Raw genomic sequence first — 24,365 nt, 5'->3', positions numbered from 1 at the left:
CCGACATGATGGAAACATTTCTAGGAATTGATTACCCCACTTTATGGTACTTGGTCGTTGGGCTTTTGTTTTCCGGCTATGCGATTTTGGAAGGCTTTGATTACGGTGCAGGTGCTTGGCATCTCTTTTTTAGAAAGGACTTGAGCAGGCGCATCGCCATAAACGCCATTGGTCCGCTGTGGGACGCAAACCAAGTCTGGTTGATTATAGGTGGAGGTGCCCTCTTCGCGGGCTTTCCTGTCATGTATGCAACCATGCTTTCGGCCATGTATATACCCTTCATGTTGTTTTTGATGCTGCTTGTGCTTCGTTCGGCCGCCATAAAATTTAGAAGTTCGGAAGAAATGACCTGGTGGCGAAAAACTTGGGATATCGTCTATTTTGTCTCAAATACGCTTATAGGTTTTCTTTTGGGCGTTGTTCTTGGAAACATTCTACAAGGCTTTGAGCTTCATGCAAATTTTGAATACAGGGGCGGAATCTTTTTTACCTTTTTAAATCCCTATGCGCTAATGACAGGCCTCACTACCTTATCCATTTTTATGACCCAAGGGGCGATTTTCTTGTTGTTAAAGACCGAAGGAAAGCTGCACGACAGGCTGTCCTACCTTCTGAAAAAGGGTATGGTATTCTTTATCATTAGCTTTGCCATTACCTCTTTGTACACCCTAACATTCCTTCATGGAGTAACCGATAAATTCAAGGAACAACCAATCTTTTTCCTTCTCCCCGTTATGGCTTTTTTGGCCGTTGCCAACGTTCCAAGATTGGTCTCCAAAAAAAAGTATTCCCAGGCATTGGTCTTTTCATCGCTGATCATGGCGTTTTTGTTGATGTTGGTGGCATTCCAGCTCTATCCAGTACTCCTACCCTCTACCATAGATCCTGAATACAGTGTAACCATTTACAATGCGGCATCCTCTCAAAAATCATTGGGCATTATGCTGACCATCGTTTTGATCGGAGCGCCACTTTTGGCGGGGTACTTTTTATTTTTATACAAAACCTTCCACGGAAAGGTAAAATTGGACGATACCAGTTATTGAGGTATGAGCAATGGCTGTTTTTTGAGGAGCACCAACTTTGGTGCTCTTTTTTTTGTGTAACATTTGTAACTGTGGGCAAACCGACTTGGTTTTATATTTAATGTAAAATTAAGACCATGTCCAAAATAGTCATATTAGGTGCCGGTATCGCCGGCCACGTTGCGGCGACCCACCTGCGAAGAAAACTGCCCAAAGAACATGAGGTAGTCGTAGTATCGCCCAACAGCAATTACCAATGGATTCCCTCCAATATTTGGGTGGGCATTGGAAGGATGCGATCAAAGGAAATCCTCTTTCCGCTGGAGCCCCTTTATAAGAAAAAAGGCATCGGTTACAAACAGGCAAAGGTCATGACCTTTTTTCCGGAAGGGGATTTGGAAACAGACAAACCTTTTGTAACAATAGAATATGTGGCCGGGGAAAAAAGGGGAAAAACCGAAAAGGTCACCTATGACTACCTAATCAATGCGACCGGGCCTAAACTTGCCTTTGAAATGACGGAGGGATTAAACCCCGGAACCAACAAGGCATATTCCGTGTGCACGTATTCGCACGCAGAACATGCTTGGCATGCACTTGATGATTTGATCAAGCAAATGAAGCAGGGTGTAAAAACGAAGATTCTCATTGGTACGGGCCATGCAAAATCGACCTGTCAAGGTGCCGCGTTTGAGTACATCCTCAATGTGGAACAGGAACTAAGGCGACACAAGGTTAGGGATAAGGCAGAGATAGTCTGGATATCAAACGAACCCAAATTAGGGGACTTTGGCATGGACGGAATGCTCCTAAGCTATGGAAGCAATATCATGAAATCCAGTGAAATGGTAGAAATGGTCTTTGAGGACCGGGGCATCCAATGGATTTTGGGGGCCGGAGTGAACAAAATAGAGGACGGAGTGGCGCATTACGAAAATCTGGAAGGGGAGTTCAAATCAGAAACCTATGACTTTGCTATGCTCATACCGGCCTTTTCCGGACACGGATTCAAAGCGTATGATAAAAATCAAAATGATATTACCGAAAAACTTTTCAATGGTTTTATGATCGTGGATGCCGATTATACACCAAAACCCTATGAGGAATGGAGCGTTCAGGATTGGCCAGAAACCTATCAAAACCCGTCCTACGCCAATATATTTGCTCCGGGCATCGCTTTTGCGCCTCCCCATGCCATTTCAAGACCTAGGGTAAGCAGAAACGGAACCACCATTTCTCCTGCACCACCAAGGACAGGAATGCCATCAGGAATTACCGCCAAGCTGGTAGCGGACAATATTATCGATACCATTAAGGGCAAAAAGGAACTCCACCACAAAGGTTCGCTCGGGAATATGGGAGCGGCCTGTATCGCGTCCGCTGGATACGGTATGACCCAAGGTAGTGGCATAAGCATAACCACTTATCCCATTGTGCCGGACTACAAAAAGTACCCGGATACCCAGGGAAGACAACTTAAAAAAACCTTTGGGGAAATAGGTCTGGCGGGCCATTGGCTAAAACTGGCACTACATTACGCATTTCTTTATAAAGCCAAAATGAGGCCGTTTTGGTGGCTCATTCCGGAATAACTATAAACTTTCAATTCAATCCAATCCTTGATGCAATGACACAACGAATTTCAAAATCCAAGCGCTTTTTCATGATGAACCCCGTTATCCAATTTTTTAAGTTTATTTGGTTGAGCCTAAAAATATTGGTCATCGTTGCGGGCGGCCATGGAAGTACCAGGAACATTTCTTGAAATGACTGAATTATTCGGTCACAATTGGATTCCCTGTTCCTAAATTAAATCAACTTCGGAGCATATACAAGTGATTTTCTTTGGACTGTTTACAATACACGAAAGTTTGGTTTTCCATACAGCATAGCTTTCCTATTGTGGGCCCAGGCAGTGATGTGTAACTATTGTTACATACAAAAACCTGATCAAAGTCATATATTTGTGCCATAATAGTTGCTATGGACTGGATTTATGAACCTTGGCCTTGGTATGTCTCCGGGCCCATGATCGCCTTGGTCATGTTTTTGTTATTGATGGTAGGGAAGAATTTTGGGATGTCTTCCAATTTAAGGACCCTATGTACCATCTGTGGTGCCGGAAAGAAATCGGATTTTTTTAGATTTGATTGGAAGGCACAACGTTGGAACCTGATAGTTGTACTAGGGGCCATTATAGGTGGCTTTATCGGTTCACATTTTATGACCACCGATGCCGCGGTCGCCATCAATCCAGATACGGTAGCTACCCTTAACGAATTAGGTTTTAGTAGTGCCGGAAAGGCCTATTTACCCACAGAACTATTTGATATGAATGCCTTGACCGATATAAAAAGTATTCTACTATTAACAGTTGGTGGTATTTTGGTCGGATTTGGAACACGCTATGCCGGAGGTTGTACTTCTGGCCATGCTATCTCCGGCCTTAGCAATCTACAATTGCCTTCCTTAATAGCGGTTGTCGGTTTTTTTATTGGAGGTTTGGTTATGATACATCTTATTTTCCCCTTACTTTTTTAAACTATGAGAACACTAGCGTATTTGTTTATCGGAATCATATTCGGAATCACCATGTTCAAATCTGAAGCGGCCTCCTGGTTCAGGATCTATGAAATGTTCAAATTTGAATCCTTCCATATGTACGGGATTATCGGTTCTACGGTAATCATTGGGATTATTCTGGTACAATTGATTAAGAGAGTTCCCATTAAATCTTTTTATGGGGAGACGATTCAACTACCGCCCAAGGCCAAAAGTTTTAGCCGATATATGATTGGGGGTATCCTTTTTGGATTGGGCTGGGCCTTGGCCGGTGCTTGTCCAGGACCCATGTTTACTTTGGTAGGAGTAGGTTATGTTCCCATCATTGTGGTAATCATCGCATCCATTTTCGGGACATTTTTGTACGGATTGATGAAGGATAGACTACCGCACTAAAGGTAGGTCATAAAACTACTCGTTTTTTCAATACTGCAAAACAGGAAAAACGTACAACCTATTAATTTTACGGTTGATTTGGTATGACTTTTATCATGCCCTAACCCAATAGTTTTGAATAGTTTGTAGGAAACCCAAAAAGTAAACCTATGACCATTCTTTACGCCACAGATTGCAATGAGAACTCGGTATCAGCTTTACGATATGCCCAAAAATTATCGCTTCAGCTGAACGCTCAATTGGTTCTTCTCTATGTGTACGATATTCCACCAGTAGCCGGAAGAACCATTAAAACTGAGGAACAGTTACAGCGTAGCCTCAAAGGAGAAAAATTGGAGCTGTTAACCCGATATTACAGGGAAAACGGGATAAAGGACCAACAAAAACTTTCAATCCACTTTTGGGCCGAATATGGTATTTCGATTGCCGATACCATTTTGGAATACGCCTTAACCTTAAACTGTGAACTTGTACTGGTGGGCATGAAGGACGAACATACCAAGAGAGGGATGTTCTCTGGAAATATTGCCAATAAGCTGCTCAAGAATGTCAATTGCAAATTATTGATCGTACCTAACACCTTTGAATATTCGACCATTACCTCGATTGCCTATGCCACCGATTTTGAGAACGCGGATGTCCGCGCAATTTCTGAATTGAAACAGCTTTTTCCTCACAAAGAAGTTACTGTTAAAATTGTCCATGTGACTACCGATGAAAACACTAAAGAAGGTGAACAAATGGAATGGTTCAAGGAAATCTTGCTTGAAAAAATACCAGGAGAAAGCATATCCTTTCACCTTATTAATGCCCAAACGGTACCCCTTGGGTTAAGGATGTTCATTGGTGATGAAAACTCAAGCATGATTGCATTATTGGAGCGGGAAGAGCAATCAGTTTTCAAAAGACTGTTCCATAAAGATTTGATTAAATCCATGGAATCGCAGATAAAAATTCCTATTCTTTCCATTAATCCTAAATCATTGAATTAATCAATTCAAACTATAGTATATCTGTACTATAACCTACTATACTGCAATTGATAGTAAGTATTAGGACAATATATTATTATTAGTACTCCTAAAACAAATCTGAATTCATGTATACTTTATGGTCTAGACAAAAGTTCAACGAAAGATCTACAATGCATTATTTTTTAAATTCATTGCTGTAGGCTTAAGAATTCTAATAAAGTTGGCTTCAACAAAAATGGAATTCTTCGGGAATAGTTTCTAAGTGGGCGTTAATCAAACTACTGATGGTTTAACTTTTCAATTAATCCTCGAAGGCGGATGGTGATTTTCTATAGATGAAAGGTTTTTTTTGATAGACCTATGACTACAAGAAACTACCACAATATATTTACTTTTATATTGTTATATTTTCCTACACCTTTAAAATGAAACAAAGGTCGAATACACTACTAATTCTGGCACTCTTTATTGGGGTGGGCTTTCACGGTTCTAGTATTTTCTTCACACTGGAATCAACCTATGATGCATTGATCCATTTGTTCTTTGCAGACCATTACGCCCAAAGCTGGTTTGAACCTTGGGATTACAGGTGGTATACCGGATTTACGGTACAGTCCTATCCTCCTCTGGTACATCAGACCATAGGCATTTTATCCTATTTAGGCGGTCTTAAATTTGGTATGTTTACTGTGGCCTTGATAGGAATAGTTCTCTTTATTACGGGTGCATACCGGTTTGGACTATTAATTACAGGTGATAGGAAAATCGCAGGGTACACCTCGCTCTTGGCTGTATTCTCATCAACCTTCATTGAAACCTTGCATATTTTTGGGCAATTACCCAGTATTTTGGCCCTATCTATATTACTGCATGCCTTACCGGAAATATATTTATGGATAAAATCCGGAAAACTAAGGTACTTGGCCACTAGTTTATCGCTAATTGCCGTAACGGTAACCTCTCATCACGTGACGCCCATTTTTGGAATGGTATTCTTCATATTTCCACTGATTGGTATGGTGGTTATGGATGCCACTAAAGATCAAGTACAGCATAATAGGGCTATCACTTTCAAGGTTTTCTGGTTTCAATTTAAAAAGCTTTTTTGGCGAATCGTAATTTTTGGATTTGGATCTCTTATTTTATTTGTTTTCTGTATTCTACCCTATTGGTTGAATTCAAAGAAAAACCCCATTACTCAAGTCCCCATACCCCATGGATCCAGGGACAATTTTCTAGAGGTTACATCATCGGGTCTGGTTTTCTTTCTTATTCCTTGGGGCATATTGTTGTTTTTACTTCCCTATATATTTTATAGGTTTTATAGTAAACGTTACCTTTTCTTTGGCTTGTCCTTTACCATCCTTACAATCTTGGGTACGGGTGGTACTACACCAATACCACGGCTGGCTTTAGGTGAAACCGCATTTAATATTCTAACCTTGGATAGGTTCACGCTTTGGGCAACCATTATGGCGCTTCCCATTTTTGGTGAATTTGTTTTTCGGTTGGTAGAAGGGGATTTAAGGGTATACATCCAAGACCGTTTTGGGTCCATCTACCACAAAATTGTTGGTGGGTCGATTGCTGGAGGTATTTTGCTCATGGTCGTCTTTACAATGAGCCTAGATTATTTTAGGCCATCCCAACCACAAAAAATTAACATGCTACCCATCGTAAATTTTTTAGGGCAGGACCAACATGATCAGTGGCGTTACCTACCTCTTGGCTTTGGAGATCAGATGGCTTGGCTATCTGCCCAAACCAATGCCATGACCGTTGATGGTAATTATCATTCGGCCAGAAGACTACCTGAACTTACAACAAGGGCCATTGAACGTTTGGAAAATTCTAAATTTAGGGGTGTTGAAGGTATTGGGTCGTTACAACAATTTTTAACCGTTCCTGAAAAATATAATTTGAAATATATCTTCTCAAATGACAAATTCTATGACCCAATTTTATATTTCTGTGGATGGCAACGCTTGCAACAATTAGAAAACGGTATTATGGTCTGGGAAAAGCTAAATGTTCCACCCATACCAGCTATTATATCAAAAGAGGACGTTTCCAATTGGTTAAAAATAATTTGGGGCATTATTCCTTTATTAACCGTTATTGTTGCGTTTATTATAAATATCCAATGGGTCTGGCTACGTGCTTTGAAGTCAAAAAAATTACCTGAAGGTTTGTTTTTGAAGTATGCCGTATCCTATGATAAATTTTCACCCAAAATTGTGTTTACAAGCCATATTTGGGCATTTTTCTTACTAATTGTATTTGCTTATGGTGGATATCAAGCTTATTTGAACCACGCAGAACAAATTGCCCCCAAAAATGTCTTAATGGCCTATTATGACGCACTGGATTTCAAAGAATTTACAAGGGCCTATTCCTATATTGACCCAAATGACCAGGTAAGCCTTTCCCAATATATGTTGGAAGTATCCGTAACTGACGGTATTTTAAGCTCGTATGCCAAATTGGATTCAATTGGCGTAGATATTATTGAAGAATCTGATAATTATGCAAAGGCCAATGTTCATACCCAATGGATTACCCCTTTGGAAAAAATAAAGAAGGATTATGAACACGACCTAATAAAGGTAAATGGTAAATGGTTCATACATGCCAAAGGTTTTGATAATGATTTACCTCCAGATCAATTCCTATCATCCAATGGCACAAGTTATTTTAATCATGGCAGAAGACGCATTACAACGCAACAAACAAATCATGAAGATGTATTGAAGCAACCGGTACTCGAGATATTAAAGGCAAAGCTGGTAAAATTCGACAACGGATACAGTATCATTGGAGAACTACAAAACGTTGACGATATTCCATCGGATGTGGTTCTTAAAGCCACGCTCTATAATGATGAAAACCAAGAACTGGCAAACTATAATGCAAAATATCAAATGAAGCATAAGTTAATGCCAAAGGAAATAACGAGTTTTAGGGTAGATTTTGAAGGTATAGCCTGGTCCTCCACCAAAGATACCATCCCCCCTACTTTTGACCCCGATGAATTTACACCGGTTTCGCTCTCAGAGCAACCTACAAAATTCAACTTACAGTGCGCCGGTAATTCCGCTACAACAGATCTCTACAAAAGCGTGGCCCTTCAAGAACTCCACATAGAAGAAAATTCAATTAGGGGTACCTTGTTCAATTTTGGCATCCAAGAAGTGACCATACCGCAGTTATTGCTTTCCTACTACAATTCTGATAAGGAATTGATATGGGTAGACCATCGTTTTTTAAAGGAAGGGGTCCGCATCCAAAGAAAACAGACTTTCGATTTTTCGTTAAACGACCTAAATGGAATTCAGACCATTAACAACAGTCTTGAAAACTGTTTTGTCAATGGATTACCCAATGCATCTATTTCCAGAAAGATGTTCCCTAACAGGATTCCATCACATCAGGAAAATCTTTTTCAACCTACTCCAGGACGCGGTTTTGATTTTATTAAAGTTGAAGTAAACGGTTACATAGGCAATCCAAGATAGTTTTGAAATTTATTAGGTACATAGCACTAGCAACTATCCTTTTGACAGGATGCAGGGAGAACAAATCACCTGTGGTCAGTAATGAAAATGGGTCGTTCCAACTATTGACACCAGTTACCGAAGTTGTGGCCGGTCACGCTATTACCGTAAAATTTAGGGCAAACGTAGTCGATGATGTGTATTTACTCTTGAACAATGCAACAGGTTCGACACTTGTGCCCCCTAATGTCGAAGGGGATACACTATCGTACACTTTTCCTTCATCATTCAAAAACAAAGCCGGAATTTGCTCATGGAATCTGGTTTACAACGGCTTATCTCACGAGGAGGGGCAATTAAACATACTCCCTAATAATTCGTATCCCGTTTTGGAGACCTATCTGGGCCCAAGAAGCATCTCTGCAGGTAATAGGGATTTCTCTATGTTGGTCATTGCACCCACAGATAGCTATGACAATCCTCTATTGGATAGTACCAGGATAGATTATAGTTTCCAGTTCAAGGAAGCTATTCAAAACGAGTTCGTTTATACCAAAAATCTTATAGGTTGGGAAAGAATATTTAGTCCAAAGGAATCCGGACAGATATTGGTAGCTGCATCCTATGATAATGTAAATAGCAAGGAATTTGTAACAAAGGTCTATCCATCCATTCCAACTGATTTTAGGATTATCTTTGAAAGAAACCATAAGTTTGCCGATGGCAATCAACAGATAGCCTTTATAACGGATATCATTAAAGATGAATTTGGAAATGTAATCACAGATGGGACCATGGTTACATTTAACATTGAAAGTTCAGAAAACATGATACTGCAAACAGTGGGCACCACGCTAAACGGAATCGCAAAAGGCAAAATATTACACCCAAATAAAGAACAGCGATGGAACGTGACCGCCTATGTAATTGGTGCTGCGCAGAGTAATACACTCGTTGTGGATTTTGAAAAAGCCATTAAGAGTTTTGACATCGAAATTTCAAAAGACAGCACTACGGTGTTCGTTAAGAACATGAAAAGTTTCATGCAACAATTGGTGCCAGACGGTATCCCCATTACAATGATTATCAGCAAACCTAACGGTGAACTTATAGAAACCAAAACAACCACTACTCGCTTTGGTAAAGGTTCTTTTAGCCTTACCAAAGACTTCTTAATAAAAGGCTCATATGAAATTAGAATTGAAAGTGCCGGCATTACTAAAACTGAAAACTTGGAGATAGAATGAGATTGAACCGTACCATCTACCAAACCTTACTTATTATATCTTTTTTGGCACTTAACGCTTTGATTATCTTTGGAATAAGCGCTGTTTGGTCCTATTTAAATTCGGGTGCCGACCGTTCAAAAATGCTCCACCTTCCTGAAAAGCTTACCGCTTCTTACTTACCAAAGGTTCAATGGAATTTGGAAAACAACGAAGGTCGCCCCATAGAGGAACAAACTTTAAACGAAATTGAAAGGGATTATGTAAAGTCTTGGCAGGTAAAAAGTATTGCTCTGGAAACAAATAATCGTTACGGTATTTCAGATTATTTTACAGACAGTGCCCGTGTAAAATTGTACGATTTAATCGAACTGAACCAATCCCAAAATATAACCATAAAGACAACTTCCATAAAGCATAACCCAAAACTAGAGTTTTACAGTGCAGACGGCAAACTAGCCGTTCTTACCGATCATAATGTGGAGCACTATCAAGAGACCTACCTACAAGATAGACTTCTACATTCTCAAAATTCTACGAACACCTATCAAATTTTACTTTTATTGGAGGATGGTTTTTGGAGAGTTCGTCATATGGTACAAATGGATGCGGGTAAGAAAAAAAATATAGCCAACACCATACAGAATTTGGATGAAAGTTTGCTCTCCAAAGTAAAAGGTGTCAATTACTACCCAAAGGACCATGCCTGGGATATGTTCGGGAGCAATTTCAAGGACAGCATTATTTACAAGGATTTTAAAAAAATTAAGGATTTAGGCCTTAATTCCATCAGGATTTTCGTGCCTTACGAGTCTTTTGGTAAAGCTGAGGTCGATAGCGTTAAATTGGGTCAACTTTCAACAACCTTGGATATTGCCCAAAAATTTAACCTAAAGGTAATTGTAACGCTATTTGACTTTTACGGGGACTATGGGATACAGGACTGGACCCTGACCCATAGGCATGCGGAGCAAATTGTTGAAGCGCTTAAAAACCATGAAGCCTTGCTAGGTTGGGACCTTAAGAATGAGCCGGATTTGGATTTTGAATCACGTGGTAAATCCAATGTACTAGCATGGCTAAGGAACACTTTGGAAGAAATCAAGGAATGGGATTCTGAGCATCCTATCACCATTGGTTGGTCAAATGCAAAGGCGGCCCAAAACCTGTCGGAAGAGGTTGATTATGTATCGTTTCATTATTATCTCGACCCTGATAATTTTACAGAGGTTTATTCGCTACTTAAAACAGCCGTACCGGATAAACCCATTGTTCTACAAGAATATGGATATTCCTCATATAGTGGCTTTTGGAACGCCTACATGGGATCAGAAAGGAAACAGTCCTCCTATTTTAAGAAAATACAAGAGGGCATTGAATCCCAAGGTATTCCAAGCATTTTTTGGACGTTGTATGATTTTGACCTTGTACCCAATTCCGTAGTGGGCCGATTACCCTGGAGAAAATCCAAACAAAAATATTTTGGCTTATTGGATAAAAATGGCAATCCAAAGGAAGTCGTAAAAGTAATAGTGGATAAATAAAAAAGGAGTGACCAACTGTGGTCAATCCTTTCATTTACAACTAATCAAAAATTAAACCGCCACTTTTTCTTCTTTAGTCAAGTCATTCAATTTAAAACCATTGGCCTTGGCCTTCTGAATGGCCTTAAAGTAATCTATGTACATCTGGGTAATTGAAGACATTGGGAGTGAACATGCAGCATTATAATTGGCCCTACCAAGGCTAACCCTGTATTGTTCGTCATTTAATATCTTCTCGATGGCATTGGCCAAGGAAGACGGATCGTAGGCATCAAAAAACTCACCTCTATATCCTTCTTCTTGAACTAGGGTACTAAGGTCTCCCAAATCTGGAAGAGCTACGGCATTTCCATAACTGCCTGCTTGGTGTAATACCCCTGAACTACCTGTTGTTGAAGTATACGGGAATACGGTTACCGCGCTATCGCCAAATAGCATGGGTACATCCTCTTCCGCTACATAGCCTGTAAATGTAAGCTGTTCCACATCATTATATTTCTCCTTGATGGCATCCAGATATCCCGGTGTATTTGGACTATCTGTACCCGCAATTACGATCTCAATGTCTTCGTTGCTTCGCTTTCTTATTAATTCTACGGCATCGATTAATATTTCGACCTTCTTATAGGTTCCGAACTTACCGAATGCCATAACTTTCTTTGGCCCTAAGGGAAGTTCAAAACTAGGCTCGGGTGGAGTTTCAAAAGATCCGTGTGGGATGAGGGCAACATTACGTACTTTGTATTTCTCCTCCAAAATACCAACATATTTGCTCATGGTTACGGCGAGAATATCCGAAGAAAGGACGAAGCGCATCAAAGTTGTGCCTATAAGATTATAGGCCCATTGTAAGAATCTATTCTTAGTAAACCCGGCATTTTCCAAATCAACTTTCTCCAAAATATTGTGTAGCAGCGAAATTGTTGGTATTCCCCTGGTCTTACAGATAAATGGAAGCATTAACCCCAATGCCGCAGGAATCTTCTTGTCCCCAAATTTTAAAAACTGAAGATTAAAAAGTACCGCATCTGGTTTTGATTGGGAAATAGCCTTATTGATGGTATATATATTTTTGTAACTATTAAATTTCCAACATTCCTTTACTGTTATCTTACAACCTTCCTCCTCAAAATCAATTTCCTTTGGTTGTTGGGTATAATCTGTAATCAAGATAAGCTCTGTCACTTCTTGCTGAAGCCTAAAGTGCTTCACCAAATAATAGCCATATTCGGTCAAGGTTACTTTACTAGGGGGGTACGCGGTTACGATTGCTAGTTTCATAGGGTATCAAATATTTCTGTTTATACTTCTTTTGTATTTACATCATTGCTCCCACGAGACGCACTGGTCTTGTTGGATGCAAAAAAGAATAGTATTTGTGCAAACAACAAAATCATCATTGCAAGGATTTGTACATGCACTACCATAGCCAAATCTGAGTGAAAAAAGGTAATCAAAAATACCTGTGACAATCCCAATACTCCAGAAAGTATTACAGGTATATACTGATTCAAGGATAGAAAATAGTAGGCAAAGATGTTGGACAAGGCAAAGAGCGACGTGGCCAGCGCATATTTCCATAGTAGACCTGAAATAGGGAGGTAGGACTCACCGAACATTACTGTAATAATGAACTCAGGCATCAAAGAACAGGCAATTACTATGGTTGCTGATAAAGCACCAATCAACAATACATATTTTAATAGGACAGGTTTGGTAGGCTCACCATCCTTTTGCTTTTGTATTACCGTAGGCATCAATAGCATTACGAACATCCAAGCCACAAAATATACCACCCTACCAATTAAGGCCAAGGATGAATAGAGACCTGCCTTATAATTATCAAAATAATGCTTCACCAACAAGATGTCACTATTATTGATTATTATCTGGGTAAGTTCATAACACGCAGTAAGGCCAATGAACACCCAAACCTCTCTAAGTTGTGTTCTGTTAAGATGAAAATTAGACCTGAAATTGGCCATTTTTATTCCGGATGGAAATAAACCAAAACAAAAGGATAATCCAATACCTAATGCTATTACAATCCCAGACTCAAAAGGCAAAAGCCATAAGGCAATGAATGTCAAAAGTAACCTACTCCACATCTCTGTCTGGTAGGTTGCTGCCAACTTGCCAAATTCCTGACGCCCTTGAAATCTCCCCCTATTGACACTCATTAGAAAATAAAGCGGCACGGCCAACCCAAAAAGAACAAAGATTAGTGAACTACGAGTTTGGAAAACATCTTGTAACTGACTGGAAAACAATATGATTAATACCCCGACTGTAATACCAAAAAAGGCGGCATACCTATACATGGTGTTCTTAAAGGCGATCCAAACATCACCTAAATAAACCACGGCAAATTTTGTCGTGGCCAGTTGAAAGGTCATTCCTATAAATGAAAGCACCAATAATAACGTTACCAACAGGGCGGCATCCGCAAAAGCACCGGGCCCCAGGATCCTACCCAACAGCAAATTGTAGAGATAATTTCCACCATTTACCAAAATGGCACTTATCATGAACATTTGTTGGGGCGAAACCTTTTTTAAAACCAGTTTGACGGAGGTCATTACTATTGTTGTATTGGGATGAATATTGAAGGTAGTTCCTATCTATACGAAATGGCTATTTTGGCTAATTGCCCCACAATCTTAACAGAATCCTTCATGGACAATTTGGAACCGTCTGCGTGAATCCAACGTTTTAACGGTTGTTCACAAATCATCTCCTTGGCTTTGGTTTTACCAAAATGTTTTCTAATCCTTATAAAGATTTCCACATCGAACAGCCATCTTGTTATAAAAGGTTTTTCAAACAATAAAGGGACCAAGGAACTCTTCATGACCTTGGCTCCGCATTGGGTATCATTAAAGGGCATTCTCAAAATGGTCCTGATAATTAGGTTAATGGTCATACTTATGATTTTCCTGGCAGACTCCTTGGTAATATTGGCCCCCATCCTACTCATTCTTGAACCACTCACTATTTCAAAATCTGATTGATCAAGCGTTTCCACCAAATCATCAAAATCCCTAAAATCTGTGGAAAGATCCGCATCTAAAAAGCCAATACAATCCAATTGCTGATCTTTGGCCAGGTGCAGCATACCTTGGCGAACAGCTTCGGCCTTACCACCATTTTTCTCACAGTCAAATACGCTTATATTATTGTCACTTTCCTCTTCTAGCTTCCTAAGTATTTCCAGGGTATTGTCCGTACTCCCGTCGTTAACAAAACAGAGATGGTAACCAAGGTTTTTATGGGCAAAGTCCTTGAATTCCTCACTCAATAATCGTTCTTCTTCATTATAACAGGGAATTACAACACCTACACAGTTCTTTTGTAAAATCCTGCTATCGTTTTTATGGGAGGTCGTTGTGGTTTCAATATTGGGCGCTCCTATAATTCGCTTTACCCTGGCGGCCATTTCATCCAAACTAATAGGCTTTTTCATGTAATCATCGATACCCAGTGTAAATCCAGAAATAATTGTTTCCTCTTGCGTATTACCAGACATTACCATTATAGGCACATCTTTCTTGGAATTTGTCTTTATCCGTTTTACGATGTCTAGACCAGACATGTCGGGCATGTTGATATCGACAAGGACAAGGTCCGGTTCAAAAGAATTGAACAATGCAATACCCTTTTCACCAGAATCGGCTATCATTACAGTATAACCTAATTCCTTTAATCTCCTTTCAACGGAAAGAAGAATTAGTTGTTGGTCATCAATCGCAAGAACTTTCATAATTTTAAAAAGTAATATTTAACTTACATTTAACGTAGTATTTTTCAAATATTTTATATCATATTATTTTTTCGTTGAAATACTACTTCACTATAGCTTTAGAGGACTAATTAAAAAAAGTTTAAGGGTAAGGCCATTCAAAACACGCTCATTTAGTATAACCCATCAAATTAGTATTAGTACCCAAAAGCCTTTGGGCTACCTTCTAATCAGGCACAAATAATTTAAAATGATGCTAATCTTATTTGGAGCCCTTCTTTTTCATAACATCTAAATAAGCTTACCACCCTTATGCATTAAGTATTTATTTCTTCAATTGCTAGTTTCACTGGGTACTATAATGTATAGTATCCATTTATTTTCTTCCACAAATATTCAGTTTCTTGATGTCCCAAATTCCTCAGCTTAGGTGGTTGATCCATAAGTATAGACCAATGGTAAATAACTTACTTCCAAAGTAAATCCCGGCATTATAATTTTATAACACCTTAATACACAAATAAAATAGGATAATCCACGTTAGGTATTAACAGTATAAATCTTACAATTTAAATGATTTGGAAATTATTCATATTTATTGTTGTTTTCATGACATTTACTTTTCTGCATTCACAAATGACAGAAGGGTTTACCTATCTGGACAATGGAGATTTTGAAAAGGCCGAGGCATTCTTTTTCGATTATTTAAAAACAAACCCCAACAACAAAACGGCAAAACTCTGTTATGCCAGAGCAGTTGGATTAAGTGGGGAACCTGAGAAAGCTACTTCGTTATTTAAAGACCTGTTGACAGAATATCCTGAGGATTTTGAAATACTGATAAACTACAACGAATCCTATTTATGGTCTAAGGAATATGAGCAGGCCAAACCACTATATGAGAGTCTCCTGAAAAAGTATCCCAAGGAATTTGTGGCTGTGTTAGGTTATGCGAATACCTTGAGTAACCTTAAGCAGTACGAAATCGCCCTCGAGTGGATTGAGAAAGCCATAGCATTGGATTCGACCAATAGAAGTGCCAGAACATCCAGAAAATATATAAGGCTAGGTTATGCCAATGAATTTGTAAATAACCAAGAATATGATAAGGGAGAGAAATTAATCCACCATATTTTTGAAGATTTTCCAGAGGACAAAGACGCACTTCTAAATCTAGCCAACCTATATCTCATAACCAAGGAAGTGGACCTTGCCAAAGCTACTTATTGGAGATACGCCACAACCCAGAAGGATACCATAATAGCGCGCAATGGAATTAGTCTTGCCGAACACATTGGAGAAAAGGACAAAGAAGCCCTTAAGGTAGCAACCCGCAACCTGACCGAAGTAAAAAATATTTACGATTTTGAATTAACGGAACGCACCAATGACCGTTACATACAGGCGTTGATTTGGAATGGGAAATTTCCGAAGGCCAAAAAGGAAATACGGGTACTGGAAGAAAAATATGGCACCAGGGACTGGCTTTCTGCCTTAAAGGCAACCTTAGGCCTTTACACGGGAGACCCCAAAAGTAGTATTGCCCATTATGATGTTATTCTGCAAAATGACAGCGCCTCGTTCGATGGTAATTTAGGTAAGGCCAATGCTTTATTTGCCGCAGACAAAATTATGCCAGCATACCAAATGGCATTCAAAACCCTTGATTATTATAAAAATCAAAAAGATGCCCTAGGATTTATAGAAAAGTTGGACCTCATGCATCTTCCAAATATTCAGGAACATGGGGCTTTCTCTTTTGATAATGGTAAAAACCAAGCTTATTTTACCAATACTACTGTAGAAATCCCTTGGTCCACAAAATTTAGGACACATCTGTCATACATGTATAGAAGTACCCAGAATACAGCAAGTGGCAATGAAGCTAGTTCCCATGTTTTACTTGCAGGTCTCCAATATAAACTGCTACCCAAGACAAACGTTATGCTGGCAATGGGTGTCAATAACAGTATTTCTATGAACGATAGGTATTCACAGCCTTTAATCGATGCGCAATTACAGCTTCAACCCTTTAAACTGCAAAATCTGAACCTAGTTTATCAACGGGAAATCCAAAACTTCAATGCAGATCTTATAGAAAGGGAAATCGTTCAAAACCACTACGGACTCAATTACAATTTAGGGACCAACTTTAATCTAGGATGGTATACCCAAGCTATGTATACCCTTCAGAGTGATGAAAATGTTAGGAGTCTATTATTCACCTCGTTGTACTATACCTTACTTAAAAAACCAGCGCTCAAAATGGGTGTAAACTATCAGTATATTACTTTTAAGGACCAAGTACCCATAGTTTATTTTAGTCCGGAACAGTACCAAGCATTTGAAGTCTTTGTCGATGTACGCGGGGAGTTTTCCGAAAAATTGGATTTCATGGCAAGTGCCGCAACTGGTATCCAAAAGGTAGAGGAAGACCCAGATACCAATATTTTTAGGGCAGAGCTTGGGCTGCAATATGAGGTATCTAACTACTTTAATCTTAAAATCTATGGGAAATATAGCAACATAGCATCTGCAACTGCAGCAGGTTTTGAATTCTCAGAGGTGGGCCTCAAATTCAAATGGATGTTCACAAAACAACCGTTATACCAAAAAAGTGTTGGCCAGTAGTACTTTTTAGATTGCTTTGATTGCTAACAATTGTCATAGAAGTTTAATGCAACGCAGTTCCTTAACCTACAACTTAATTCTTGTCTTTGAAATATATTGGACCTGTATCACTGGTATATTCTCCCAACAAAGTGGCCCTAGGTCATACAAAACCTTAAAAAGTAAGGGTTACGTTTGCTAGCAATAACTATTTTATGATGTGTAGTTTTTTGAATTTGACAAAAATCTACTTGGGAATCTTGCTCAAAATTTGAAGTTTTCTGGAATCTTGGTCTAAAAGGTCATTCAGCAAGCACTATTTTCTTTAAGAAAAGGATTCTAAGCTTCTTATATCAAAAGAAATTTAAATCAAGCTCATTAAGGACAATGTAATATTAAACACAACTATGGATAACATTCATTTTTAAGTCGATACAAGTTTCTTCATTGCCCCTATTATTAATACTATAGTTTCCATAATTTGATGATTTGAATTAATTATAACAAGCTTCCAAAGGTAGAACTTTGTTAGTGTTGAAGTCTTAAGGTATAGACAGTTGATATCTTTTCTTGGTTGGATACTAGGAAATTAAGGAAAACTTACAAGAGGTTGAGCCTACGCATTAATTCAGGACGATTTGAGCGGCTTATTGGTACTACATTTTTTTCAATAAGAACACTATTATCCTCAATATCAATAATTTTAGTAAAATTAATTATATAAGACCTGTGGATTTGCAGAAACAGCTTGTCCGGTAATTTTTCCTTAATTTTCTTTAAAGTATTATGTACCCTAAAACCCTCCTTTTCAGTTTTTATATCGATATAATCCCCTTTCGCCTCGATCACTAAAATCTCGTGGAACTTTAATTTGATCAACCTGCGGTCTATGTTAATGTATAGGTCTTCACCTACCGAGGTTTCTTCCGTTCTTTCAGGGCTATTCTTAGGTTGCTGGACCAACGTGTTTTTTACCTTTTGAATGCACTTTTCAAACCGTTCCAAAGTAATAGGTTTTACCAAATAATCAACGATACATTCATATTCATAGGCGGCTATGCCAAACTGGGTATCTGAAGTTGTCAATACAATCTTTGGTGGGCTTTTTAAGGTTTGTACAAAATCGACCCCACTAAAACCGGGCATATGTATATCCAAAAATACAATATCTATGTCCTGATGGTTTAAAAACTTGATGGCTTCAATGGCATTGTCAAACTCTTCGATGACATCAATGTTCGGCAAATTAGAACACAATTTTCTAACTATGGCCCTTGCCGCAACTTCATCATCAATTATAATGCAATTCATACTCAAATTATGTCTAAGTAGGTCTCCACTTTTTTTAGGATGGATTTAAATTCAGTTTCAGAGTTGGTACGCCCCTCCAATAGCTCCTTTTCATACCTTACCGCTACTTCGTAAGAATTATGAAGTCCTAATATATTAAACTTATGCTTAATCTTATGAACAATGTCCGCTGTCTGTTTTAACCTAGCGTTTTCAACATGATCGTAATACACTTCCTTTTCCAAAGGAAATTCTTCCTTTAAAATAGTAATAAATTGTTGTTTAAAATCCATATCGTCCCCGGAGAGCTGGTTGATGTATTCTAGGTTAGGCTGTTCTGTCATATCATTTCTTTAATGTAAAATAAAAAGTTGTTCCCCTATCCTCTTCGGATTCCAAACAAATTTCACCTTCATACAGTTCAATGATTTTCTTTACAATGGCTAAGCCTATTCCTGTGGAAAGAACATCATTTTCCAATTTTTTGAACATTTCAAAAACACCTTCTTGATGGCACTTTGGTATGCCCTTTCCGTTGTCGGCAATGCTGAACTTCCAAAAAGTGTCATCCGGTTCATAGTTTATGGAAATAATCCCATTTTCTTTGTCTTCGGTAGCCTTGACCGCATTGGTTATCAAATTCATGAACAATTGTTTCAATCTTTCTTTTTCAAAAGTCATGGTAGGGAGCTCTTCGCCAAACGTAACAGAAACATTTTCAGGAATATAAATAGTACGTTGAATTTCTTCAAGAAGATTCCTCAACTCAAAGGATACTGGCTGTTCTTGGGTCTGGCCCAAAGTAGCATGTTTTAGGATTCCCGATATTAATTTGTCCATCTTCTCCAGATTCTGGGATACTAAAGAGCAGTTGTTTTTACTTATATCCGAAAACTTTTCCTTCTCCTCGTCCACAATCCAGCTCATGAGGGCGTTTATATTTCGAATGGGGGATTTTAGATCATGGGAGACCATTTGGGCATAGTTATTCAAAGATTTATTCTGTTCCTCCAAATCCTTTAAAAGCCTATCCTTTTCTGCGGTCATGTCTGACATACGTGAGGCCAGGTTACTAATATTCTTGGCCAAATATTCTGCGTTAAATCCATTCTCTCCCTCTGTGAACAATACCTCCTTCTCCTGTAGATTCTTACTTAAACTTTCAATGGCACTTTCTAGGTCCGTCAAAATTGCCTTCTGACGAACGGCCTCTTTCTCCAGCCTTTGATTGGCCTCGAACAATTCTTCTGAACTTATGGTAGACGCCCTTTGTAGCATGTAAAATTTCTCGTCGAAATTTTCATATGATTTCTGGACAGCATCCAAAAATTGGGTCATTTCCTCAGTAAGGTGCTCCTCATTAGGTAAATATTTACGTAATTGTCTCTTTAACAAGGAGTGCATTATTCGCTAAATAAGGTTAGTGTCATCGTTTGATTGTGAAGCTTACATGAGTTATTTTGACTAAAGGGTGCCAATTCTCCATAAGAATAAAATCCGCCAATATAGGCATCACCACCAATTACGGACTTAACTTCCTCTATCTCTTCTTCCGTTCTTTGGTCCATGACTAATTTTCTGCCAATACAGCTGACCAAAAGGGCAAGTTCTGGAGATTTCAATCTATCCTTCATTGCCAACCTCCCGGCCTCATTGGCTCCATTGGCGATATCATCTACTGAGGACATCATCAATTGTACCTTGGAGCCCTGGGGTACGTCACCGGCCAAGGTCATGGTATTTTCCTTTTCATCTATATTTAAAATTGTCCTAACAATAGGTTCTGCATTTTCTGATGTCTTCACGCTTAATGGATACAAAAGGGCCGACTTGGGAAGATCCTTTGCCTTCTTACCCAAATACTTTACATATAGGTCCAAGGCAGGTTTACCATCCAGTTCAAAAAGTAAATTTCCCTGGGATCTTGTAATTATTCGCTGTGGCCCAAAAGGGGTCCATCCCCCATAATTGGCACTGGTCACCTCCAAGGTTTCACCATAAAACCCAATACCCACGATTTCACCCTCTTTTGGAGGTTCATTATACGAAGCCAACGTTCGTTCAAAACGATCGTCATCACCACATAATCCGCCCGAAAGACTTACACCAATTTCTTTTCCGTTCTCCAAACCAGTAATTAGTGCACTGCCATTGACACTACTACCGTCAGAAATGATAAACACATGTTTTAATCCTTCTTTGGGAAACTCCTTGATCAAACTATTGCCCAATGCTATTTCATCGTTTTGGTAGGTCTTCAGATTTTTGGATTTGACCAAAAAACTACTTTTCTCAAACTCTATGGCTGTCAGTACTACAGATTCCTCCATAACGGTATCATCCATAATTTCACCACTAGTACTTCCAAAGACCAAATGTCCATCCGGAAACAAATCTCTTATTTCTTCGTAAATAGTTCCATTTTCCAAAATAAACCTATTGCCAAAAACCAACACCAAAGGCCTGGTCAAGTATTTCTTATTATTAAACTCAAAAGGGTTGTTTTGCCTTTTTATTGCCTGTACAATTTTCATCTGATTGACTTACTAAACTTTTTTTAATGGTAAAATGGAAATCCGTTCCTTTCCCCTCTTCACTTTCTACCCAAACGTCACCCTCATACCGATCCACGATCTTCTTAACAATGGACAATCCTATGCCGGTAGATCTTTCGTTGTTCCCTATAGATTGAAAAATCTTAAAGATTTTTTTATGGAATTTTTCCGGAATTCCTACACCATTATCTTTAATGGAAAACTCCCAGAAATCATCATATTCACTTGCAGTAACCTCAACAACACCCACTTTCTTTTCAATATGAACCACTGCATTGCCAATGATATTTTGAAAAAGTTGGTACATTTTTGTTCTATCCGCTTGTATTACTGGTAATTTTTCAGGAACACTTATAGTAACATGTTCAGGGATATAAATGGTTTCCCTAATCTCCGATACCACTTCATTGAGGTTTACCGTTGAACTATCCAGTTCAGAACTATTGGCTGTGGAATATTCTAGGATGCCATGAATCAATTTATCCATGGAAGCCACTTTTTCCTGCATCATCTGTAAATTCTGTTTACCACCTTCATCGAGAATATCCTTGTAATCTTCATACAACCAAGTGGCTAAGGAACTAATACTTCTCAGCGGGGATTTTAGGTCGTGCGATACAATATGAGCGTATTCCTGCAATCCGGTATTGCTTATTTCCAATTCCTTTAAAAGTTTTTCCTTTTGGAACTCCAAGTTCTTTTGATCCGTAATATCCAAGTGAATCCCTATCGATCCAATGACAGTCCCGGATTCATTATATCTTGGTGCCCCGCTGATGAGCCAATGCCTATTTCTACCATCCTTGCTTTGCACCTCTATTTCGTAGGAATCCGATGCTCCGGACAAACGTCTCTTATTTTTGGAAGGAATTAATTCCTTATTGGAAACCTGTAAGATATCCCTGGCAACCTTGCCCACTAGTTCATGTTCCCTAAAACCACTCATTTGGCAAAAACTTTGGTTCACCATCTGAATAACATCATTATTGTCCACTTCCACAAGACCAAGGTTCATATTGGCAATAATGCTACTATACTTCTCCCTTTGGGCCTCTAGATTCTTTTTATAATTTTTACCGATGGTAACGTCATGATATGCCCATAGATGCCCTTTGTAAATACCGTCATTGTAAATTGGAATATAATCCCTTTCAAGAATCCTACCATCGATCAACTCAAGCTCATCCGAAAGAACGATCTCCCTCTGTTCTAGTATTTCCTCTATTCGTTTTACGAATGTGTCGGGGTTTTTAAAGTAAACCTTGCTCTGTTCTGCTGATTCGCTGCAATCCGCTCCTTTCAAATCTTCCGGATTTGCGGGAATGTTGAAAAGGTTACAGAACATTTTGTTGGTAAGTGCAATTTTTCGATCCTCATTCTCCAATAAAACTCCAGAATGTAGATTGGAGATTAGGGTGGAAAGTCTACTCTCCGATGCCTTCAATTCCATTTCGGCCTTTCGCTCCTTTGAAATGTCCTCAATAATACCTACCTGATAATTTATCTCCCCTTGATGGTTGGTCACGGCATTCATTCTGGTCTTGGTCAAAATGAACGACCCATCCTTTTTAAAGAATTTTTTAATGGCGGTAAACTCCTCCAAGATACCTTCGTTCATTTGATCGAGAAGCATACATGAATCCGATTGTTCTTCCGGGGCGGATATATCCTTCAAAGAAATATGCATGAGCTCATGATGGGAATACCCTAACATCTGCATGAATGTTTCGTTGGCCTTGATTATTTTATTGTCCTTCGCCAGCAGAATACCTAAAGGGGAGTTTTCCACGATTATGTCCAATTGCTTTTTCTGTTCCCCAAGCAATTCCTTTACTTCCATCTCCCCGGTAATATCCCTAATGATACCTTGAGCCGCAATTGGTTTTCTTTGGCTATTGAAAATGAGACTGGCATTAATTTGAACCCAAATTTCCATCTCTTGGGATATAATGATTTTCGCTCTATAGTTTTTTAAGGTGCCCACCTCTAATAAAGACTGCATGGATTCCAAGGTATATTGTTGAAAATCTGGGTGTATAAAACGTGCCAGATTTACATTCTCTTTGGTGTGGTCTTTTTGCAACAGTTCCTTCGCGGAAGTGTTCATATTGATAACATTGAACTGCAGATCCATGAGTACGTATGGATCTAAAATGTTCATGAAAACACCATCTAATTCTGATGTTTTTTCGCTTAAAAGATTTTCCAATTTGTTATTGGTCTCCTTTAAATGACGCGTTACGTCATAAAGCTCCTTGGATTTGTTTTCTAGAATTCTCTCTGCCTGTTGACGTGCTTTCTTTTGCCGTTCAAGGGCTTTTTTAAGAAGATTGATTTCCTTATTATCCATTTTGGACAATCTTAAATTTTACTTGGGTTCCATCCTCTTTTAGTAGATCATAAGTTACATCTGCCTTACCGTTAAAATGCTCAAAGGTCTTTTCTATTAGACCATGGGCTAGACGATAAAGGCCTCTTGAAGAGGTATAGATCATTGTTAAGGAACTATCTGTCTTTTCTAGAATTTTGAAGGAAGGCAACTCTGCATCTGGATACAGTTTTTTTACATGTACATGTATATGATCCTCAATGGAGTAAAGCAACCCCAAGGGACTATTGTAGTTTTGTATTACCTCTGGGTGGGCTCTGCCCAAGCTCGAAAAAAGATAATGGCCAAAAGTGTATATTAGGTCACCAGAGGGCACATTAACCTCTTTACTCAAAGCAGTAATAAGGCTGACCATTTCATTAAATTCGTAAGTTGCAATGGATGTATACACACCCTCGGACGGTAGATTGGATTTTTCTATGATTGAGTCCACTACCTCAAGTCCATAAGCATTCTCTACCATTTCCAAAAACTCTGTAAAAACAATTCCTTTCATGTTGCTGAATAATTCAGGTTAAATGTAAGAAAAGTAATACGTGCCGCTAAAATTTTGTTGTGAAA

19 protein-coding genes are annotated in these 24,365 nt (G+C 38.8%); 10 read left to right on the top strand and 9 right to left on the bottom strand.

Annotated elements, in window-relative coordinates; translation table 11 throughout:
- Positions 1 to 8: 8 nt before the first annotated feature.
- The 9 genes from cydB to F0361_RS11680 all read left to right on the top strand — a co-directional run bounded on the left by cydB (position 9) and on the right by F0361_RS11680 (position 11,221).
- Positions 9 to 1,046 carry a cytochrome d ubiquinol oxidase subunit II gene (gene cydB / locus F0361_RS11715; protein WP_154918788.1) on the top strand — a complete coding sequence of 346 codons (1,038 nt, stop codon included), beginning with the start codon at positions 9 to 11 and terminating at the stop codon, positions 1,044 to 1,046.
- Between the two features lie 116 nt (positions 1,047 to 1,162).
- Positions 1,163 to 2,617, top strand: a complete 1,455-nt coding sequence (locus F0361_RS11710) for an NAD(P)/FAD-dependent oxidoreductase (protein ID WP_154918787.1) — start codon at positions 1,163 to 1,165, stop codon at positions 2,615 to 2,617.
- A 35-nt stretch (positions 2,618 to 2,652) separates the two neighbouring features.
- The gene (locus tag F0361_RS18720; RefSeq protein ID WP_161598233.1) at positions 2,653 to 2,790 is read left to right on the top strand and encodes a hypothetical protein; all 138 of its coding nucleotides are present in this window, start codon (positions 2,653 to 2,655) and stop codon (positions 2,788 to 2,790) included.
- Between the two features lie 218 nt (positions 2,791 to 3,008).
- Complete coding sequence (locus tag F0361_RS11705; protein ID WP_154918786.1) at positions 3,009 to 3,566, top strand: YeeE/YedE family protein; 558 nt, start codon at positions 3,009 to 3,011, stop codon at positions 3,564 to 3,566.
- 3 nt (positions 3,567 to 3,569) lie between these two features.
- Complete coding sequence (locus F0361_RS11700; protein ID WP_138258554.1) at positions 3,570 to 3,983, top strand: DUF6691 family protein; 414 nt, start codon at positions 3,570 to 3,572, stop codon at positions 3,981 to 3,983.
- A 149-nt stretch (positions 3,984 to 4,132) separates the two neighbouring features.
- A complete protein-coding gene (locus F0361_RS11695) occupies positions 4,133 to 4,975 on the top strand; it encodes a universal stress protein (protein ID WP_138258555.1) in 843 nt (280 codons plus the stop codon).
- A gap of 407 nt (positions 4,976 to 5,382) precedes the next feature.
- Positions 5,383 to 8,472: a hypothetical protein gene (locus tag F0361_RS11690; RefSeq protein WP_154918785.1), complete on the top strand. Its 3,090-nt coding sequence runs from the start codon at positions 5,383 to 5,385 to the stop codon at positions 8,470 to 8,472.
- A gap of 2 nt (positions 8,473 to 8,474) precedes the next feature.
- Positions 8,475 to 9,698: a hypothetical protein gene (locus tag F0361_RS11685; RefSeq protein WP_154918784.1), complete on the top strand. Its 1,224-nt coding sequence runs from the start codon at positions 8,475 to 8,477 to the stop codon at positions 9,696 to 9,698.
- Positions 9,695 to 11,221: a glycoside hydrolase family 2 TIM barrel-domain containing protein gene (locus tag F0361_RS11680; protein WP_154918783.1), complete on the top strand. Its 1,527-nt coding sequence runs from the start codon at positions 9,695 to 9,697 to the stop codon at positions 11,219 to 11,221. The genes F0361_RS11685 and F0361_RS11680 overlap by 4 nt, the downstream gene beginning before the upstream one ends.
- 51 nt (positions 11,222 to 11,272) lie before the next feature.
- Here F0361_RS11680 and F0361_RS11675 read toward each other — a convergent pair whose 3' ends face one another.
- The 3 genes from F0361_RS11675 to F0361_RS11665 are packed head-to-tail and all read right to left on the bottom strand — an operon-like array spanning position 11,273 to position 14,981.
- The gene (locus F0361_RS11675) at positions 11,273 to 12,502 is read right to left on the bottom strand and encodes a glycosyltransferase (RefSeq protein WP_154918782.1); all 1,230 of its coding nucleotides are present in this window, start codon (positions 12,500 to 12,502) and stop codon (positions 11,273 to 11,275) included.
- Positions 12,503 to 12,522: 20 nt separating this feature from the next.
- The gene (locus F0361_RS11670; protein WP_154918781.1) at positions 12,523 to 13,800 is read right to left on the bottom strand and encodes an oligosaccharide flippase family protein; all 1,278 of its coding nucleotides are present in this window, start codon (positions 13,798 to 13,800) and stop codon (positions 12,523 to 12,525) included.
- Positions 13,801 to 13,838: 38 nt separating this feature from the next.
- On the bottom strand, positions 13,839 to 14,981 hold the full coding sequence (locus F0361_RS11665; protein ID WP_154918780.1) for a response regulator: 1,143 nt from the start codon (positions 14,979 to 14,981) through the stop codon (positions 13,839 to 13,841).
- Between the two features lie 588 nt (positions 14,982 to 15,569).
- Here F0361_RS11665 and F0361_RS11660 point away from each other — a divergent pair.
- Positions 15,570 to 17,591, top strand: coding sequence for a tetratricopeptide repeat protein (locus F0361_RS11660; protein WP_246160877.1), 2,022 nt, complete (start codon positions 15,570 to 15,572; stop codon positions 17,589 to 17,591).
- A gap of 579 nt (positions 17,592 to 18,170) precedes the next feature.
- Here F0361_RS11660 and F0361_RS11655 read toward each other — a convergent pair.
- From F0361_RS11655 to F0361_RS11630, 6 genes are read right to left on the bottom strand one after another with little or no spacing between them, the layout of a single operon-like run.
- Complete coding sequence (locus F0361_RS11655; RefSeq protein WP_138258563.1) at positions 18,171 to 18,881, bottom strand: LytR/AlgR family response regulator transcription factor; 711 nt, start codon at positions 18,879 to 18,881, stop codon at positions 18,171 to 18,173.
- Positions 18,882 to 18,883: 2 nt separating this feature from the next.
- A complete protein-coding gene (locus F0361_RS11650) occupies positions 18,884 to 19,204 on the bottom strand; it encodes an Hpt domain-containing protein (RefSeq protein ID WP_154918778.1) in 321 nt (106 codons plus the stop codon).
- 1 nt (position 19,205) lies between these two features.
- Positions 19,206 to 20,264: a sensor histidine kinase gene (locus tag F0361_RS11645; RefSeq protein WP_154918777.1), complete on the bottom strand. Its 1,059-nt coding sequence runs from the start codon at positions 20,262 to 20,264 to the stop codon at positions 19,206 to 19,208.
- Positions 20,264 to 21,394 carry an FIST signal transduction protein gene (locus tag F0361_RS11640; protein WP_154918776.1) on the bottom strand — a complete coding sequence of 377 codons (1,131 nt, stop codon included), beginning with the start codon at positions 21,392 to 21,394 and terminating at the stop codon, positions 20,264 to 20,266. Before F0361_RS11640 ends, F0361_RS11645 begins: the two co-directional genes overlap by 1 nt.
- Entirely contained in the window at positions 21,351 to 23,765 is a 2,415-nt protein-coding gene (locus F0361_RS11635) for a PAS domain S-box protein (RefSeq protein WP_154918775.1), read from the bottom strand. The genes F0361_RS11640 and F0361_RS11635 overlap by 44 nt, the downstream gene beginning before the upstream one ends.
- Positions 23,758 to 24,300 (bottom strand): heme NO-binding domain-containing protein, encoded by a 543-nt coding sequence (locus F0361_RS11630; RefSeq protein WP_154918774.1) that lies wholly within the window; start codon positions 24,298 to 24,300, stop codon positions 23,758 to 23,760. The genes F0361_RS11635 and F0361_RS11630 overlap by 8 nt, the downstream gene beginning before the upstream one ends.
- Positions 24,301 to 24,365 lie beyond the last annotated feature (65 nt).

It is taken from the genome of Maribacter flavus (assembly GCF_008386635.1).
GTDB classification, from domain to species: Bacteria; Bacteroidota; Bacteroidia; order Flavobacteriales; family Flavobacteriaceae; genus Maribacter; species Maribacter flavus.
This window is presented reverse-complemented; position numbering and strand designations above follow the sequence as displayed.